Annotated in this window: 14 protein-coding genes; 5 read left to right on the forward strand and 9 right to left on the reverse strand. The window is 74.1% G+C overall.

Features of this window, described 5'->3' with window-relative positions:
• Positions 1 to 174 precede the first annotated feature (174 nt).
• Together ACFYX4_RS36235 and ACFYX4_RS36240 are read left to right on the forward strand one after the other, a co-directional pair.
• Entirely contained in the window at positions 175 to 564 is a 390-nt protein-coding gene (locus tag ACFYX4_RS36235; protein WP_389342949.1) for a hypothetical protein, read from the forward strand.
• 7 nt (positions 565 to 571) lie between these two features.
• On the forward strand, positions 572 to 2,392 hold the full coding sequence (locus ACFYX4_RS36240; protein WP_389342952.1) for a caspase domain-containing protein: 1,821 nt from the start codon (positions 572 to 574) through the stop codon (positions 2,390 to 2,392).
• Positions 2,393 to 2,396: 4 nt separating this feature from the next.
• Here the strand turns inward: ACFYX4_RS36240 and ACFYX4_RS36245 are convergent, their stop codons facing one another.
• Together ACFYX4_RS36245 and ACFYX4_RS36250 are read right to left on the reverse strand one after the other, a co-directional pair.
• A complete protein-coding gene (locus ACFYX4_RS36245) occupies positions 2,397 to 3,260 on the reverse strand; it encodes an Fpg/Nei family DNA glycosylase (RefSeq protein WP_389342955.1) in 864 nt (287 codons plus the stop codon).
• 79 nt (positions 3,261 to 3,339) lie between these two features.
• Positions 3,340 to 5,427, reverse strand: coding sequence for a SpoIIE family protein phosphatase (locus ACFYX4_RS36250; RefSeq protein ID WP_389342958.1), 2,088 nt, complete (start codon positions 5,425 to 5,427; stop codon positions 3,340 to 3,342).
• Positions 5,428 to 5,648: 221 nt separating this feature from the next.
• Here ACFYX4_RS36250 and ACFYX4_RS36255 point away from each other — a divergent pair, with 221 nt between their 5' ends.
• On the forward strand, positions 5,649 to 7,079 hold the full coding sequence (locus ACFYX4_RS36255; RefSeq protein WP_389343188.1) for a lipase maturation factor family protein: 1,431 nt from the start codon (positions 5,649 to 5,651) through the stop codon (positions 7,077 to 7,079).
• Positions 7,080 to 7,086: 7 nt separating this feature from the next.
• Here ACFYX4_RS36255 and ACFYX4_RS36260 read toward each other — a convergent pair whose 3' ends face one another.
• From ACFYX4_RS36260 to ACFYX4_RS36275, 4 genes are read right to left on the reverse strand one after another with little or no spacing between them, the layout of a single operon-like run.
• Complete coding sequence (locus ACFYX4_RS36260) at positions 7,087 to 7,926, reverse strand: amidohydrolase family protein (RefSeq protein WP_389342961.1); 840 nt, start codon at positions 7,924 to 7,926, stop codon at positions 7,087 to 7,089.
• On the reverse strand, positions 7,923 to 8,975 hold the full coding sequence (locus tag ACFYX4_RS36265) for an aldo/keto reductase (RefSeq protein WP_389342964.1): 1,053 nt from the start codon (positions 8,973 to 8,975) through the stop codon (positions 7,923 to 7,925). The genes ACFYX4_RS36260 and ACFYX4_RS36265 overlap by 4 nt, the downstream gene beginning before the upstream one ends.
• Entirely contained in the window at positions 8,972 to 9,730 is a 759-nt protein-coding gene (locus ACFYX4_RS36270) for an SDR family NAD(P)-dependent oxidoreductase (protein ID WP_389342967.1), read from the reverse strand. The genes ACFYX4_RS36265 and ACFYX4_RS36270 overlap by 4 nt, the downstream gene beginning before the upstream one ends.
• Positions 9,727 to 11,109, reverse strand: a complete 1,383-nt coding sequence (locus tag ACFYX4_RS36275) for an L-fuconate dehydratase (protein ID WP_389342970.1) — start codon at positions 11,107 to 11,109, stop codon at positions 9,727 to 9,729. Before ACFYX4_RS36275 ends, ACFYX4_RS36270 begins: the two co-directional genes overlap by 4 nt.
• Before the next feature lie 159 nt (positions 11,110 to 11,268).
• Here ACFYX4_RS36275 and ACFYX4_RS36280 point away from each other — a divergent pair, with 159 nt between their 5' ends.
• Positions 11,269 to 11,991: a FadR/GntR family transcriptional regulator gene (locus ACFYX4_RS36280; protein ID WP_389342973.1), complete on the forward strand. Its 723-nt coding sequence runs from the start codon at positions 11,269 to 11,271 to the stop codon at positions 11,989 to 11,991.
• A gap of 167 nt (positions 11,992 to 12,158) precedes the next feature.
• The gene (locus ACFYX4_RS36285; protein WP_389342976.1) at positions 12,159 to 13,532 is read left to right on the forward strand and encodes an amidase; all 1,374 of its coding nucleotides are present in this window, start codon (positions 12,159 to 12,161) and stop codon (positions 13,530 to 13,532) included.
• A 128-nt stretch (positions 13,533 to 13,660) separates the two neighbouring features.
• Here the strand turns inward: ACFYX4_RS36285 and ACFYX4_RS36290 are convergent, their stop codons facing one another.
• The 3 genes from ACFYX4_RS36290 to ACFYX4_RS36300 all read right to left on the reverse strand — a co-directional run bounded on the left by ACFYX4_RS36290 (position 13,661) and on the right by ACFYX4_RS36300 (position 17,235).
• A complete protein-coding gene (locus ACFYX4_RS36290) occupies positions 13,661 to 13,834 on the reverse strand; it encodes a hypothetical protein (protein ID WP_389342979.1) in 174 nt (57 codons plus the stop codon).
• A 429-nt stretch (positions 13,835 to 14,263) separates the two neighbouring features.
• The gene (locus tag ACFYX4_RS36295; protein WP_389342982.1) at positions 14,264 to 15,775 is read right to left on the reverse strand and encodes an SDR family NAD(P)-dependent oxidoreductase; all 1,512 of its coding nucleotides are present in this window, start codon (positions 15,773 to 15,775) and stop codon (positions 14,264 to 14,266) included.
• A gap of 104 nt (positions 15,776 to 15,879) precedes the next feature.
• Positions 15,880 to 17,235: a wax ester/triacylglycerol synthase family O-acyltransferase gene (locus ACFYX4_RS36300; RefSeq protein ID WP_389342985.1), complete on the reverse strand. Its 1,356-nt coding sequence runs from the start codon at positions 17,233 to 17,235 to the stop codon at positions 15,880 to 15,882.
• Between the last annotated feature and the right edge of the window lie 90 nt (positions 17,236 to 17,325).

The following is a 17,325-nucleotide window of genomic DNA, read 5'->3' on the forward strand; positions in this document are numbered from 1 at the left end:
GTCCTGTTCGCCATGCTCCGCGACGGCACCTTCTACGAACCCCGCATCCCCAAGGACGTCGAACTCGCCGCATGACCCCAGCCAGCCAAACCACCCCAAACCCAACCTGGGCGCCTTGACGAAAGACATAGAGGCACCCCCCCCCCGCGAGCACGTCCGAAAAGGGGCTGTCCGGTGGAGAACACCCTGCGGATCCTCCTGTCCGAGGAGGGCGCGGACGCCGAGGACATCGCGACGCTCACCGGCTTCCTGCGCGAGGAACTCCTGCGGCTCGACGTGGACGACGTCACCGCCGTCCCCGGCGGGGAGCCCCCGCCCGGCGCACGGGCCGTGGGCATCGAGACGATCGGCGCGCTTCTGGTGAGCCTCGGCAGCTCCGCCGGCGCGCTGACCCAGGTGCTGAACGCGGTCCGCGCCTGGCGGACCCGCTGCGGCGGAGAGTCGCGGCCCTCGCTCCGGCTGACCATGGACGACGACGTCCTGGAGATCTCCGAGGCGACCACGGATCAGGTGTCGGAGGCGTTCGACCTGTTCGTCCGCCGCCACTCCACGGTCGGGACGTGAACCCGCCATGGACCGGCCGCGGCACGCGCTGATCATCGCCAACGACCGCTACGACGACCGGGGGCTGCGACAGCTGAGGGCGCCCGCGCAGGACGCCGTCGCCCTCGCGGACGTCCTCGGCGACCCGCAGGTCGGCGACTTCGACGTGGACGTGCTGCGCAACGAGCCCGCGCACGCCATCAGGCGGAGCGTGGAGCGCTTCTTCTCCGACGGCGGGCGCGAGGACACGCTGATGCTGCACTTCTCCTGCCACGGCCTGAAGAGCGAGTCCGGCCATCTGTACTTCGCCGCCCGCGACACCGAACCCCGGCTGCTGGAGGCCACCGCGGTCTCCGCCGGCTTCGTCCGCCACTGCATGGTCCGCACCCGGGCCCGCCGCACCGTGCTCTTCCTGGACTGCTGCTACGGCGGTGCGTTCTCCCGGGGCTCGTCCGGGGTGCGCGCCACGGGCGACCTGCACGTCCTCGACTCCTTCGCGGGCGAGAAGCTGGGCGGCGGCCGGGGCTGGGCGGTGATCACGGCCTCCGACGCCATGGAGTACGCCTTCGAGGGCGCGGAACTGGCCGAGGGCGCCGCGCCGCGGCCGTCGCTGTTCACCCACGCGGTCGTCGAGGGCCTCACCAGCGGCGAGGCCGACCTCGACGCGGACGGCGAGATCTCCCTCGACGAGCTCTACGACTACGTCTTCGACCATGTGAGCCGGCGCAACCCCAACCAGACCCCGGGCCGCACCGTCGACATGCAGGGCGACGTGTACCTGGCGCACAGCCGCCGTCGGCGCGTCGTGCCGCGCAAGGTCCCGCCCGCGCTGCGGGCCGCGATGGAGGACCCGAACTTCTACACCCGTCTGGGCGCCGTGGCGGAGCTGCACGCGTGCGTGGAGAGCCCCGACCTCTCCATGGCGCTGGGGGCGCGCCTCGCCCTGGAGGAGATCGAGCAGAACGACATCCGGGTGGTCGCGGACGAGGCGCGGCGGGCCATGGCCAGGGCGGAGCCCCGGCCAGACCCGGCCCGGCTGGACTTCGGCCGGGTGCCGCAGGGCTCCGCCGCGCCGCGCCGGAGCGTCCGCCTGCTCGGCCCACCGCTGGCCCGCAGCTGCACCGCGCACCCCGCCGGTGACTGGATGCGGACCGAGGAGACCCGCGAGGGGCTGGACGTGAACATCGACACGTCCACGCCGGGTCGTCTCTCCGGCGACCTCCTGCTGAAGGGGGTCGCCGGCGAGGCGGTACTGCGCGTCGAGGCGGAGATCCAGCCGACACCCGCTCCCCTGGCCACGCCGACGCCGACGCCCACGCCGACGGCTGTGCGTACGCATCCGCCTGCACCGACGCCTACGCCGACGCCACGGCCCGCGGCTCCCCCACCGCGCCCGCCGGATCCGCCGCCGACGCGGCCTCCGCCGACTCGTGCCGAGCAGGCCACGGTCGGTCAGCCTGAGGTCCGGCCGACGGCCTCCCTGCGCGCGCCGGTACTGGCCGCGGCGGCGCTGGTCGTGGCCCTGGCCTCGGCGGGGGCCGTCGCGTGGGCCGGGGTGAACGCGAAGACGGCCGCCGACCGCCGGACCGCGGGCGGCGATCTGGGCGATCACCTCGGCGATGTCGGCGTGGCCTCGACCCTCGTCGTCGCCGTGATCACCGCGGTCCTCGCCCTGGTCCTCGCCGCACTCGCCCGGCACGACCTGGCCGCGCGCCCCCACCGCTACCGGACGGCGTCGTCGGGCGCGACCAGGTCGCTGGCGTGGACGGCGAGGCTGGTGGCGATCACGGCGCTGGTCCTCGCCCTGCTGATGATGATCGCGTATCCGATCGTCAACGCCCGCCTCTGATCGGTCACTTCAGCAGCCGCGACATCCTCCGGTCCGCCAGCGGCTTCCCGCCCGTCTGGCAGGTCGGGCAGTACTGGAGCGAGGAGTCGCTGAAGGAGACCTCGCGGACGGTGTCGCCGCAGACCGGGCACGCCTCGCCGGTGCGGCCGTGGACACGCAGTCCGCTCTTCTTCTCCGCCTTGAGCCGCCCCGCCGCCACGCCCCGCGAGCGTTCGACCGCCTCGGTGAGCGTCGTGCGCAGCGCCTCGTAGAGGACGTGGACCTCCTGCGGGGTGAGGGAGGCGGCGAGTTTGAAGGGGGACATCCGCGCGGCGTGCAGGATCTCGTCGCTGTAGGCGTTGCCGACGCCCGCGATCAGGCTCTGGTCACGCAGGGCGCCCTTGAGCTGCCGCCGTTCGCCCGCGAGGAGCGCGGCGAGGCGCGGCTCGTCGAAGTCGGCGGCGAGCGGGTCGGGGCCGAGGCGGGCCACGCCGGGGACGTCGCGCGGGTCCCGTACGAGATGGACGGAGAGGCGTTTCTGGGTGCCGGCCTCGGTGAGGTCGAAGCCCTCGCCGGTCTCCAGGGCGACCCTGAGGGCCAGGGGGCCCCTGCCGGGGCGGGGCGGGCCGTCGGGGAGGCGGTCCTTCCAGTGCAGCCAGCCGGCGCGGGCCAGGTGGGTGACGAGGTGCAGGCCGTCGTCGGTCTCCAGGTCGAGGAACTTGCCGTGCCGGCGCACCGCGGTGACCCGCTGGCCCTCGACGGCCGTGAGGGGCGGGTCGTAGGTCTTCAGGACGCTGATGGCGACGGGCAGGACGCGTACGACCTCGTGGCCGACCAGGTGCTCGGTCAGGAAGTCCTTGAGCGCTTCGACCTCGGGCAGTTCCGGCATACGTCCAGAGTGCCACCCGGGGCCGGAGTGTTCAGACGGGCGCGGGGCCGGGAACCGGGTGCAGGGCCGGAAACACGCGCTAAGCCCCCTCGGACACCTCGAACTCGCACCACACGCATTTGCCGCCGCCCCGCGCCTCCACTCCCCAGGCGTCCGCGAGCAGGTCCACCAGGAGCAGGCCCCGTCCGGAGACGCCCGACACGCCCGCCTCGCGGCGGCGCGGCAGGGCGCTGGAGGAGTCCTCGACCTCGACGCGCAGCCGGCGGCCCTCGCCGACGAGGACCCGCAGGGTCACGATCGCGGCTCCCTCGGTGTGCATGAGGGCGTTGGTGACGAGTTCGTCGGCGACGAGTTCGATCTCGTCGGAGCGGTCCCGGCCGCCCCAGGCGCGCACGGCGGCGCGGATCATGTGCCGGGCCCCGGTGAGGGCGTCGGGGTCCCCGGGTGCGACGTGCTGCTGGAGCCGGCCGCCGGCCCGCGGGGTGTCCGCGCCGCGCCTGCGCAGCAGCAGGAGGGCCACGTCGTCGTCCCCGCCGCGCTCCTCGGCGACCTCGATGAGCCGGTCGGCGAGTTTGCGGACGTCGTCGGGGCCCTCGGCGATCAGGTCGGTGAGGGCCCGCATGCCGTCGTCGAGGTCGGCACCGGGCTGTTCGACGAGTCCGTCGGTGCACAGCAGCAGGGTGTGCCCGGGGTCGAGTTCGAGCGTGGCGACCGGGTACTCCAGGCTGCGGAACTCGGCGGACAGGCCGAGCGGCATCCCGCCGGGGACGGAGATCCGCCGGCAGGCGCCGTCGGTGCCGCGGACCAGCGGGTCGATGTGGCCGGCCCGCACCATCTGGACCACGCCGGTGGACAGGTCGGCCTCGGCGTAGAGGCAGGTGGCGAAGCGGTCGGTGTCGAGTTCGTGCAGGAACACGGAGGCGCGGGCCATCACGGTGGCCGGGGTGTGGCCCTCGGCGGCGTACGCCTTGAGGACGATGCGCAGTTGGCCCATGACGGCGGCGGCGTGGGTGTCGTGGCCCTGGACGTCGCCGATGACCGCGCCGACCCGGCCGCCGGGCAGCGGGATCAGGTCGTACCAGTCGCCGCCGATGTCGCGGCCGAGGGAGCCGCCGATGGTGGCGGCGCGGTAGCGGACGGCGACGTCGGCGCCGGGCACGCTGGGGATGGTGCGCGGCAGCATGGCCTGCTGGAGGCCCTGGGCGATGTCCTTCTCCTGCTCGTAGAACATGGCCCGTTGCAGTGACTGGGCGATGCTGCTGCCGAGGGCGACGAGGATGTTGCGTTCCTCGGGGGTGAAGCCCTCCCGGTCGCTGTAGAGGAGGCCGACGGCGCCGATCGGGCGGGCCTGGACGATCAGGGGGAGGTAGGCGGCCGAGGTGATCTTCAGGTCGGTGATGTGCGGCCACAGTGTGGGGTAGCCGAGGGCGAACTCGTCGGACGACTCGATGAAGCGGGGGGTGAGGGTGCGCACGACCTCGCTCATCGGGTACGGCTCGTCGATGCCGGTGACGAGGGTGCCGGGCACGAAGCTGCCCTCGGGGCCCTCGGCTATCAGCCGGATGCGGCCGGCCTCGACCAGGCCCATGACGAGGCTGGTCGCGCCCAGATGCGTGAGGCCGTGGGTGTCCTTGAGGACGTCGATGACGTCCTGCACGGTCCGCGCGTGCGCCAGGGCGGCCGTGGTGAGCTGGACGACGTTGGTCTGCTCGCGGCGCGCGTCGTCGAGGGCGGCCTCCTCACGGCGGTCGGCGAGGTCGCGCAGCTCCTCGGTGGCGTCGCGGACGATGCCGATGATGCGGCGGGGGCGGCCGGTGTCGTCGCGCCGGATGTAGCCCTGGGTGTGGGTCCAGCGCAGCCTGCCGTCGCGCAGCCGCATGCGGAAGTAGACGCCGTAGTTCTCGCTGCCGTCCTTGATGGCCTGGGCGACCAGGGCGTCCAGGCGGATGGCCTCGGCGGCCGGGATGCGCGGGGCGAGGCTCTCCGGGCGGCCGTCGTACTCCTCGCGGCGCATGTCGAAGATCTCGTGGGCGCGGGCGTCCATGTGAAAGAGCCCGGCGTCCAGGTCCCAGTCGAAGCTGCCCATGCGGTTGAGGGCCAGGATCGGATCCGGGTGGGTGGGCCAGTGGTCCGGGAGGGACAGCTCGCTCGCTCCCCGATCAGCCATGCGCCCACCTTGCCAGGATTTGCCTGATTCTTCGAGCGGGGCGGTTCCCGTGGGCCCGGGTTCGCGTGCCCGGGTTCCCGTGCCGCCCGGGTTCCCGTGCCGCCCGGGTTCCCGTGTGCCCGGTTGCGGGGGCCGGAGCCCCGGGTTACCCAGGCCCCAGCGAGGAACACGCACCGTGACCGGCGTGGGCAGTGAGAGCAGTGAGAGAGGAGGGAACGGTGGTGGACTGGTTCACCTCACCCGAGTACTGGACGAGCCGGCTGGTCTTCCAGCGGGCCCTGGCCGGGGTGTACCTCGTCGCGTTCCTGACGGCGGCCCTCCAGTTCCGGGCGCTGATGGGCGAGCGCGGGATGCTGCCGGTGCCGCGCTTCACCGAGCGGGTGCCGTTCCGGCGCGCGCCGAGCCTGTTCCACTGGCACTACTCCGACCGGTTCTTCGCGCTGTGCGCCTGGACGGGCTGCGCGGTCTCGGCGGCGCTGCTCGCGGGGCTCGACGGGCGGCTGCCGCTGTGGGGCGCGATGCTGCTGTGGCTGCTGCCGTGGGCGCTGTATCTGTCGATCGTCAACGTCGGGCAGACCTGGTACGGCTTCGGCTGGGAGTCACTGCTGCTGGAGACCGGTTTCCTCGCGGTGTTCCTCGGCAACTACGAGGTGGCCCCGCCGGTCGTGGTGCTGTTCCTGCTGCGCTGGATCCTGTTCCGAGTGGAGTTCGGCGCGGGCCTGATCAAGATGCGGGGCGACCCCTGCTGGCGGAAGCTGACCTGCCTGGACCACCACCACGAGACACAGCCCATGCCGGGCCCGCTGAGCTGGTTCTTCCACCGGCTGCCGAAGCCGCTGCACCGGGTCGAGGTCGCCGCCAACCACGTCACCCAGTTGGTCGTGCCGTTCCTGCTGTTCGCGCCGCAGCCGGTCGCGACGGCCGCCGCCGCCCTGATGATCCTCACCCAGCTGTGGCTGGTGCTGTCGGGCAACTTCTCCTGGCTGAACTGGATCACCATCGTGCTCGCCGTGCCGGCGCTCGCCCTGCCCGCGGACCCGCCGCCGTCCGTGCCCGCCGCCCCGCTCTGGTACGTCGTCGTGGTGCTCGCCGTGGCCGCGTTCCTGCTGTTCCTCAGCCATCGCCCGGTGCTCAACATGCTCTCCCGGGGGCAGGTCATGAACCGCTCCTTCGACCCGCTGCACCTGGTCAACACCTACGGCGCGTTCGGCAGCGTCAGCCGGATCCGCCACGAGGTGGTCGTCGAGGGCACGCTCGACGAGACGCCCCGGGAGGACTCCGACTGGCGGGAGTACGAGTTCCGGGGCAAGCCGGGCGATCCGCGGCGCTGGCCGCGCCAGTTCGCTCCCTACCATCTGCGGCTGGACTGGATGATGTGGTTCGCCGCGCTCTCCCCCGCGTACGCCGGCTCCTGGTTCGGCGCCCTGGTGGAACGGCTGCTGGAGAACGACCGCGACACCCTGAAGCTGCTGCGCCGCTCCCCGTTCCCGCCCGACGCTCCCCCGCGTCACGTCCGCGCCCGGCTCTACCGCTACCGGTACACGACCTGGCGGGAGCTGCGGGAGACCGGCGCGTGCTGGGAGCGGACGTTCGTGCGGGAGTACCTGCCGCCGACGCGGCTGTCGACGACGGCTCCGGGCCCGCGGCCGTAAGGCTCCCTCAGAGGCCGTAGACGCGGGCGGCGGTGCCCTCGAAGACCGCCGCGCGTTCGGACGCGCCGAGTCCCGCGGTCAGCTCCTCGGCGGTCGTGAGGACGTCGGCGTAGGCCGCGGCGAGGGTGCACACCGGCCAGTCCGAGCCGAACATCAGCCGGTCCGGGCCGAACGCCTCCAGCGCGGCGTCGGCGTACGGGCGCAGGTCCGCGACCGTCCAGGAGGCGTGGTCGGCCTCGGTGACCAGGCCGGAGAGTTTGGCGACGGTGTTGGGCAGCGCGGCCAGCGCCCTGAGGTCCGACGCCCAGGACCGCACCGCGCCGGACGCGACGGGCGGCTTGCCCAGGTGGTCGAGGACGAAGGTGAGGCCGGGCAGCGCGGCGGCCGTCCGCACGCAGGCGGGCAGTTGGCGGGGCAGCACCACCAGGTCGTGGACCAGGCCGGCGTCGGCCACGGCGGCCAGTCCCCGGCGTACGTCCGGACGCAGCAGCCACCCCGGGTCCGGCTCGCCCTGCACCTGGTGGCGGACGCCCTTGAGCCACCGCCCGCCGGGAAGCTCCCGCAGCCGGGCCAGTTCGTCGGCGACGTCCGGACGGGTGAGGTCGGTCCAGCCGACGACGCCCGCGACCAGTGCGTGCCCGTCGGCCAGGGCGAGGAGTTCCGGGGTCTCCTCGGGCACGGTGACCGTCTGGATCAGGACCGTGCGGTCGACGCCGGCCGCGCGGGCCTCGGGTGCGAGGTCGTCCAGGGTGAAGTCCCGCCGCAGCGGGAGCACTTCGGGGCCCCGGATCCAGTCCTGGTCGCGGACCGACAGCTCCCAGACGTGGTGGTGCGCGTCGACGGTCACGGCCGCTCCCCGGCGACGGGCGGGCCCGCGGCGAAGTCGCCGGGGAGCAGTCCGGTGTCCCGCAGGTCCCGCCAGAAGGCGGCGGGCACCGGTGTCGCGAACTGGTCGGCGCAGTCGTGGACCTCGGCCGCGGAGCGCGCCCCGACGAGGACGCTCGCGACGGCCGGGTGCGCCGCGCAGAAGGCCAGGGCGGCGGCGCGCAGCGTGATGCCGTGGCGGTCGGCGACCGCCTTCATGGCCAGCGCCCGGTCGAGCGTCCCGGCGTCCGCCCGTGCGTAGTCGTACGTCGCTCCCGGCCGCCCCGGGTCGGCCAGCAGGCCGGAGTTGAACGCGCCGCCGATGACGACCGACACGCCCCGCTCGACGGCCGCCGGCAGCAACTCGGCCCCGGCGCGCTGGTCGAGGAGGGTGTAGCGGCCGGCGCAGAGGACCACGTCCACGTCCGTGTCGCGGACGAAGCGGGTGAGCATCCCGGCCTGGTTCATGCCCGCGCCGATCGCGCCGACCACGCCCTCGGCGCGCAGCCGCTCCAGCGCCGGATACCCCTCGCGGAAGGCCTGCTCGGCGTGGTCGTCGGGGTCGTGGAGGTAGACGACGTCGACGCGGTCGAGGCCGAGGCGCTCCAGGCTCGCCTCCAGGGTGCGGCGGACGCCGTCGGCGGTGAAGTCCCAGACGCGGCGGTGGTCGGCGGGGACCGCGAAGCCGTCGGCGAGGTCGTCGCCGTACCCGCCGGCGAGGTCATCGCCGTGCCCGTCGCCGGATCGGGTCGGTTCCAGTCGGCGGCCCACCTTCGTCGAGATGGTGTACCGGTCGCGGGGGAACTGCCGCAGGGCCGTGCCGAGCCGGCGTTCGGACAGGCCGAGGCCGTAGTGCGGCGCGGTGTCGAAGTAGCGGACGCCCCGCTGCCAGGCGGCGGTGACGGCCTCGTGCGCCTGCTCGTCGCTCATCGCCGTGTACAGGTTGCCGATCCCGGCCGCGCCGAAGCCCAGCGGGCCGACCCGCACGCCGCTGCGGCCGAGCCGGACGGCGCCCCCGCCGAGGGCGTTCACGGGGCCGCCGCCGGGCGCAGCCGCAGGCCCTGCATGCCGCCGTCGACGGCGAGGGCCGTGCCGGTGGTGGCCCCGGACAGCGGGCTCGCCAGATAGGCGATCGCGCCCGCGACCTCGGCGGCGCCGACCAGCCGGCCGGTGGGCTGGCGGGCCTCCAGCGCGGCGCGTTCGGCGGCCGGGTCGTCGGCCGCGTCGAGCAGCCGGCCGATCCAGGGGGTGTCGGCGGTGCCAGGGGTGACGCAGTTGACGCGGATGCCCTCGCGGACGTGGTCGGCGGCCATGGCCAGGGTGAGGGAGTACACCGCGCCCTTGGTGGCGCTGTAGAGCGCCCGCTGCGGCAGCCCCGCGGTGGCGGCGACGGAGCAGGTGTTGACGATCGCCGCGTGCGCGGAGCGGCGCAGCTGCGGCAGGGCGGCGCGGGCCACCCGGACCATGCCGACGACGTTGACGTCGAACACGCGGTGCCACTCGGCGTCGTCGTTGTCCTCGACGGTGCCCTGGGCGCCGACGCCCGCGTTGTTGACCAGGACGTCCAGCCCGCCGAGGTGGGCGACCGCGGCGGCGACGGCCGCGCGCACGGAGGCGTCGTCGGTGACGTCGGCGCGGAGGCCGGTCAGCGGCGGCCGGACGTCCGCCGGATCGAGGTCGAGGACGGCGACCCGGGCGCCGCGCCCGGCCAGCAGCTCTGCGGTGGCCCGGCCGATGCCGGACGCGCCGCCCGTCACCAGGGCCGCGAGCCCCTCGAAATCGCTCACGCGTCACGCTCCTTGCGGCTCGCTGCGAGGTCGGCGGCCCAGAAGCCGCCGTCGGGATAGGCGTACCGCGCGATCGACTCGGGCCGCATGGCGGCCGAGAAGCCCGGCGCGGTGGGCGCGGCGTAGTGACCGCGCCTGATCACCACGGGGTCGAGGAAGTGGTCGTGGAGATGGTCGACGTACTCGATGACGCGGTCCTCGGTGGTGCCGGAGAGGGCGACGTAGTCGAACATCGACAGGTGCTGGACGAGTTCGCACAGGCCGACGCCGCCGGCGTGCGGGCAGACCGGGACGCCGAACCTGGCCGCCAGCACCAGGATCGCGAGGTTCTCGTTGACGCCGCCGACACGGGCCGCGTCGAGCTGGAGGACGTCCAGGGCGCCGGCCTGGAGCAGCTGCTTGAAGACCACGCGGTTCTGGACGTGCTCGCCGGTGGCCACCTTCACCGGCGCGACCGCCTCGCGGACCGCCGCGTGGCCGAGGACGTCGTCGGGGCTGGTGGGCTCCTCGATCCAGTACGGGTCGAACTCGGCGAGGGCGCGCGTCCAGCGGATCGCCTCGCCGACGTCCCAGCGTTGGTTGGCGTCGATCGCCAGCCGGACGTCCGGGCCGACGACGCCGCGGGCGACCCGGCAGCGCCGTACGTCGTCCGCGAGGTCGGCACCGACCTTCAGCTTGATCTGCCGGAAGCCGTCGGCGACGGCCCCGGCGGCGAGCCGGGTGAGCTTGTCGTCGTCGTAGCCGAGCCAGCCGGCGGAGGTGGTGTAGGCGGGGTAGCCGCGCTCCAGGAGGCGGGCGGTGCGCTCCTCGGCGCCCTGCTTGCCGCGCCGCAGCAGGGCGAGGGCCTCGTCGGGGGTGAGGGCGTCGGTGAGGTAGCGGAAGTCGATCTGGCGGACGAGCCATTCGGGGTCGGCGTCGGCGAGCAGCCGCCACAGGGGCTTGCCGGCCTGTTTGGCGGCGAGGTCCCAGGCGGCGTTGACGACCGCGCCGATCGCCATGTGCATCACGCCCTTCTCGGGCCCGAGCCAGCGCAGTTGGCTGTCGCCGACCAGGTCCCGGCTCAGCGTGCCCGGGTCGGCGCACAGCTCGTCGACGGAGCGGCCGAGGACGTGGTCGCGCAGCGCCTCGATCGCGGCGACCTGCACCTCGTTGCCCCGGCCGATGGTGAAGGTGAACCCGTGTCCCTCATGGCCGTCGGCCGCGTCGGTGCGCAGGACGACGTAGGCGGCCGAGTAGTCGGGGTCGGGGTTCATCGCGTCGGAGCCGTCGAGCTCGCGGGAGGTGGGGAAGCGGATGTCGTGGGTGTCGACCGCGGTGACGCGGGCCGGGGCGGGGGGCGGGGTCGGGGACAGCCTCGGGGGCGGGGTCGGGGACGCCATGGCGCATATTTATCAGACCACTCACGGCCTGGGACACCCCACGGACGGCAAAACGGTGCGCCGTGGGCCCAAGTGGTCGGACCACCTCGGTGGCTAGACTGCGGCGCACGCGCGGCGACAGGAGAGACGGCTCGGCGCGCCGGCGACGGAAGAGGCCATGTGAACAACCCGGACAGCCCCGGCAAAGCCCCTAGATCCCCTAAGGGCACCGTGACGCAGCGCGCCATCGAGGAGATCAAGGCGATGATCGCCGGGGGGCTGCTGGAGCCCGGCGAGCGGCTGCCGACCGAGCGCGATCTCGCGGCGCGGCTGGGCATCTCCCGCAGTTCGATGCGCGAGGCGATCCGGGCGCTCACCGTGCTCGGCGTGCTGGAGGCCCGGCACGGCTCCGGCATCTATGTGACCGGGCTCCGGGCGGGCGATCTGCTGGAGACCTTCGGCGTGGTCGCCGACCTCTCGCGCGGCCCGCGGCTGGTCGAACTCCTGGAGGTGCGCCGGGTCCTGGAGTCGACGGCCGCCGCGCTGGCCGCCGCCCGCATCACACCGGAGCGACTGGCGGCGGTCGAGGGCCACTTGGCCGCGATGAACGCCACCGACGATCCGGAGGAGATCCTCGCCCACGACCTCGCCTTCCACCGGGAGATCGCCGAGGCCGCCGGCAACGAGACGATGGCGGCCATCCTGGAGGGCCTGTCCTCACGCACGTTCCGCGCCCGCGTCTGGCGCGGCTACCAGGAAGAGGGCGCGTTCGCCCGCACCCGCCGCGAACACGCCGCGATCCACCGCGCGTTGGCCGCCCGCGACCCGGAGGCGGCGCGAGCAGCCGCCGCGGCGCACGTGGGCGAGGTGGAGGAGTGGCTGCGGGGGCAGGTCGGCGCGTGAGCCCGCCCTCCCCTCGACATGAGCCCTCCCCCTCGACGTGAACCCTCCCCTCGACGTGAACCCTTTCCTCTCGACGTGACGGAGGACAGCGGGCACAGTGCTCCCACACGTACTCGCGAGTAGCACCGCATGCCCTGCGCGAGTCACCGCACACCGAGGGAGCGCCTGTGACCGAGCGGGTCGGCCGGACCGCCGTGGAGATCGCCGCCGCCGTACGGGAGAAGCGGGTCACCCCGCGTGAGGCGGTGGCCGCGCACCTCGCCCGGATCGAGCGGCTGGACGGCCGGATCGGGGCGTTCCGCGTGGTGCGGGCGGAGGCGGCGCTCGCCGAGGCCGACGAGGTGGCCGCCCGCGCCGACCTCGCCGGACTGCCCCTGGCCGGGGTGCCCGTGGCGGTCAAGGACAACCTCGCCGTGCGCGGCGAGTCCACCCGGAACGGCTCCGCCGCGACGCCGGACACGCCCGCCCGGGAGGACCATGTCACGGTGGCCCGGCTGAGGGCGGCCGGCGCGGTGGTCGTGGGGCTGACGAACGTGCCGGAGCTGTGCGTGTTCGGCACCACCGAGGGCGTGCACGGCATCGCGCGCAACCCGTGGGACACCTCGCGCACGGCGGGCGGCTCGTCCGGCGGCAGCGCGGCCGCCGTGGCCGCCGGGATGGTCCCGATCGCCCTCGGCAACGACGGGATGGGCTCCCTGCGCATACCGGCCGCGAACTGCGGTCTCGTCACCGTCAAGCCCGGTCACGGGGTGGTGCCGGCGGGGATCGGCGAGGGCGACTGGTTCGGGATGTCGGAGAACGGTCCGTTGGCGACGACGGTGGCGGACGCCCGGCTGATGCTGTCGGTGCTGGCCGACGCCGACGCCGAGACCGACGCCGACGCCGACGCCGAAACCGCAGGGCCCGGGGAGCGGGGTCCGCGCCGGATCGCCGTCTCCGTGCGCAGTCCCCTGGCCGGCGTCACGGTGAGCGGGCCGTACGTGCACGCGGCGCGCGAGGCGGCACGGGCGCTGGCGGGGGCCGGACACCGGGTGCGGCGGGCGGATCCCCCGTACCCGCTGTCGCTGGGCGTCACCTCGCTCGCGCACTGGACGGCGGGCACGGCCGTGGACGCGGGGGGCCTGGACCCGCGGCTGCTGACCCGGCGCACCCGGGTGCACGCGGCCGTCGGCCGCCGCTTCCTGGGCCCGGTGCGCGGCGGGAGCGCGCGGGAGGAACTGCGCAGCCGGCTGGAGCCGTTCTTCGCGGAGCACGACGTGCTGCTCACGCCGGCGCTCGCCCGGCGTTCGCCGAAGTCGGGGCCGTGGCACGAGCGGGGCTGGCTGAGCAACATCCTGGCGAACACGAACTACTCGCCGCTGACGCCGCCTTGGAACCTCACCGGGTGGCCCGCCGCGGTGGTGCCCTTCGGGACGCTGCCGTCGGGGGCGCCCACCGCAGTGCAGTTGGTGGGACTGCCTGGCGCGGAGGACGAACTGCTGGGGGTGGCGGCACATTTGGAGGAGCTGCGGCCCTGGAGGCGGACCGCGCCGCTCACTTGACCGGCGACCGGCGACCGGTGACGGGTCACGAGTTACCGGTGACGGCTGACCGGCCGGGTTCCGCATGGGCGCCGTGCACGCGCTCGAACGCGCCCATGCGGCGGGCGATCGCGACGATCCTGCCCGGATCAGTCCACGCTGGGCAGGATGTGGGGCTCGGCGAGGTCCTCCTCGTAGCCGGCCAGGCGGATGGGGGCGGAACGGGCCCACACGTCGAGGCTTCCGAGTTCCCCGGGCCGGCGGCCCGCGCGCTCCGTGCGTTCCTTGGGGCGCTGCTCGCGATTCGTCGTATCCGGTGTCACCGCGCACTCCTTATGTGTCGGGTCACCCTCGGGGCGTGCCGGCCGGTCCGCTGATCGGCGCTCGCTGCGCCCCGGGGTGTGTCTCAAGGCAGTCGGGACGCGGTGGCGCCGGTCAACTCGAAGGGGCGCGGGCCGTGATGAGCCGGTGTCCCATGACGGACCGTGGGTGTGGGTGGCACTCCGTGTTGCTGTCCGTCGGCTACAGACTAACCAGATGAGCGGAGGGCCGCTCGATAGGGCCTAAAATTTGGGGTAACCATGGCATGTCACACCCCGTCGCCCGCGAGTGAATCGAACCCCCCGACGCGCCCGCACACCCGTCGAGCATCACTCGAACGGACTACATCGACCGCCTTACGGGCACACCGCTCCAGTCTTACGGGCACACCGCTCCCCGTCGGTCACCACGGGCGGACCGCTCGCCGGCGGTCACCACTTGCCCGGCGCGTAGTCCTTCAGGAAGACGCCGTACAGGTCCTCGCCCGCCTCGCCGCGGACGACCGGGTCGTACACGCGGGCCGCGCCGTCGACCAGGTCGAGCGGGGCGTGGAAGCCCTCCTCGGCGAGGCGCAGCTTGTCGAAGTGCGGACGCTCGTCGGTGATCCAGCCGGTGTCGACCGAGGTCATCAGGATGCCGTCGGCCTGGAACATCTCCTGCGCGCTGGTCCGCGTGACCATGTTCATCGCGGCCTTGGCGGCGTTCGTGTTCGGGTGCCCGGCGCCCTTGTAGCCGCGGCCGAAGACGCCCTCCATCGCCGAGACGTTCACGACGTACGCGCGACCGCTGGCCGCCTTGCGCGCGGCGTCGGCCATGGCCGGGCGGAGCTTGCTGATCAGGATGAACGGCGCGGTGTAGTTGCACAGCTGGGTCTCGAGGAGCTCCACCGGGGAGATCTGCTCGATGGTCTGCACCCAGGTGTTGCTGTCGACGACGTCGGGGACCAGACCGCCCGCGTCGATGGCGGTGCCGTCGAGGTGCCGGGCGACGCTGGCGTTGCCGGCGACGAGGGCGAGGTCGGCGACCTTCTGCGCGTCCAGGCCGCTGGTGCCGAGCGGCAGCGCGGCGATGCCGTCGACCGCCCCGGAGTTGAAGGCGCCGATGACGTGGTGGGCGGGCAGCTCCCCGGCGGGCAGCGGCGCGCCCTCGCCCTCGACGAGGGCGGCGTAGGCACTGGGCAGGCGGCGTACCGTCTGCGTCGCGTTGTTGACGAGGATGTCGAGCGGGCCCGCCTCGGCGACCTGGTCGGCGAGGGCGACGGCCTGCGCCGGGTCGCGCAGGTCGATGCCGACGACCTCCAGGCGGTGGATCCAGTCCGCCGAGTCCTCCATGGCCTTGAAGCGGCGGATGGCGTCCTTCGGGAAGCGCGTGGTGATCGTCGTGTGGGCGCCGTCGCGCAGCAGCCGCAGCGCGATGTACATGCCGATCTTGGCCCGGCCGCCGGTGAGCAGGGCCCGCTTGCCGGTGAGGTCGGCGCGGGCGTCGCGCTTGGCGCGGTTGACGCGGGCGCAGTCCGGACAGAGCTGGTGGTAGAAGTAGTCGACCTCGGTGTAGCGGGTCTTGCAGGTGTAGCAGGAGCGCGGGCGCTGGAGTATGCCCGCGACCTTGCCCTCCGCCGTGACGGAGGAGGGCAGGATGCCCTCGGTCTCGTCGTCGATGCGCTGGGCGGAGCCGGTCGCCGTGGCCTCGGTGACCGCCTTGTCGTGGGCGGTCTTGGCGGCCCGGCGCTCCTGGCGGCGGCGCTGCTTGACGGTGCGGTAGACGCCGGCGGTGGCCCGGCGCACGGCGATCGCGTCGGGGTGGTCGACCTCCAGCGTGTCGAGTTCCTCCAGCACGCTGAGGCAGACGGCGAGCCGCTCCGGGTCGATTCCGGGTCCGTACACGACCTCGTCCACGGCCTCGTCCGTGATCGCCGAGCCGTAGCCGTCCTCTGTCACCGTCATCGCGCTGCGTTCCCTGCTAACCCGCGCGGCGCTCCGACCGAGCCCGCTGTCGAATGCGGAAGTGTACGGAGCGCCGGGCCGCACCTCCAAATAGGGGACGCCGCTCAGGAGCCGCAGGCCGCGGTGAGGGTCTCCACCTCCTCGGCCAGGGCGGCGGCGAGGCGGTCCAGGTCGGGCACCGCCTCGGCGTCCGCGACGAGCCCGTAGTGGACCCGGCCGCGGTAGGTGGAGATCGCGACGGCCAGGGACTGGCCGCGGGCGAGCGGGGCGTACGGGAAGACCTCGGTCACCGGGTTGCCGCCGAGCTTCAGACCGAAGCCGGGCAGCGGCACGCTGGTGACGAGGATGTCGAACCAGAGCCGGGCCGCCTGACCGACCAGCGGGCCGCCGAGCCGGTGGCCGAGGGCGGGCACGTGGTCGGCGAGCAGGGCGACGGCGCCCGCGCCCCGGTTGGGTCCCGCGTCCTTGTTGCGGTCCATGGCGGCGCGCACCGCGCCGAGCCGGCCGAGCGGGTCCGGTTCGTCCACGGGGAGCCGCATCAGATAGCCGGAGAGCCGGTTGCCCTGCGGATGGGCGCTGCGCGGGCGGCGCCTGGAGACGGGGATGAGCGCGCGCGGCGCGACGCCCTCGCTGCCGTCGCCGCGCTCGTCCAGCCAGCGGCGCAGGGCGCCCGCGACGACCGCGATCAGGACGTCGTTGACGGTGCCGCCGACGACCTTGCGGATCCGGTGCACGTCGTCGAGGTCGAGGACCACGCCGGCGGTGCGCCGGGTGCCGGTGGGCGCGGCGGTCAGCGCGCCGGTGGAGCGCATGCCGAGGGTGTGGACGGCGACGGAGGCTCCGATGTCGAGGGCGCGGCCCAGGTCGGACAGGGCGCCGCGCAGCAGGTCGGGCAGCCGGCGCACATCGGGCAGCCGGCCCCGGTGCGGCTCGGCGGGGCGCGGCCGGGGCGCGGGCAGGTCCATGGGGTCCAGGACGGCGGCGGCGAGCGTCAGCGCGCGCAGGCCGTCGGCGAGGGCGTGGTGGAACTTGAACAGGACGGCGAAGCCGCCGCCGTCCCCCCCGTCCTGCCCCGGCAGTCCCGGCGTCCCCGGCAGCCCCGGCAGCACGTGGGCCTCCCAGGGGGGCCGCTCGCGGTCCAGCGGGCGTTCCATGAGCCGGCCGGCCGCGGCCTGGAAGTCGGCGGCGGGCGGGTGCAGCAGGACGTGGTCCTGGGGGTCGAAGCCGGGGTCGGGCTCGCGCACCGCGCCCCCGAAGGAGGGCGGCTGCCACACGTCCCGGATCCGCATGCGCAGGCCGGGGACGGCGGCGGCACGGGCGGCGAGCAGATCGGCGGCGTGGGCCGCCGCGGCGGGCGAGGACGCCGTGAAGACGCCGAGCGCGCCGAGGTGCATCGGGTGTTCGGGGGACTCGAGGTTCCAGAACGCCAGGTCGAGAGGGGTGAGCGGATCGGCGGTCAAGTGCTTGCCTCTCGTCGAGGACGGATGAGCAAGCAGTCAATCGTCCCCGGGCGATTACGGTCAAGCACGATCGGGCTACCCACAGTTAAC

Origin of the sequence: Streptomyces sp. NPDC002328, from assembly GCF_042890065.1 — a bacterium.
Lineage (GTDB): Bacteria > Actinomycetota > Actinomycetes > Streptomycetales > Streptomycetaceae > Streptomyces.

Bases quoted from the DNA above. Each gene is read 5' to 3' on its own strand.
- ACFYX4_RS36250 (WP_389342958.1), bottom strand. From the start codon at position 5,427: ATGGCTGATCGGGGAGCGAGCGAGCTGTCCCTCCCGGACCACTGGCCC.
- ACFYX4_RS36275 (WP_389342970.1), bottom strand. From the start codon at position 11,109: ATGGCGTCCCCGACCCCGCCCCCGAGGCTGTCCCCGACCCCGCCCCCC.
- ACFYX4_RS36245 (WP_389342955.1), bottom strand. From the start codon at position 3,260: ATGCCGGAACTGCCCGAGGTCGAAGCGCTCAAGGACTTCCTGACCGAG.
- ACFYX4_RS36240 (WP_389342952.1), top strand. From the start codon at position 572: ATGGACCGGCCGCGGCACGCGCTGATCATCGCCAACGACCGCTACGAC.
- ACFYX4_RS36295 (WP_389342982.1), bottom strand. From the start codon at position 15,775: ATGACGGTGACAGAGGACGGCTACGGCTCGGCGATCACGGACGAGGCC.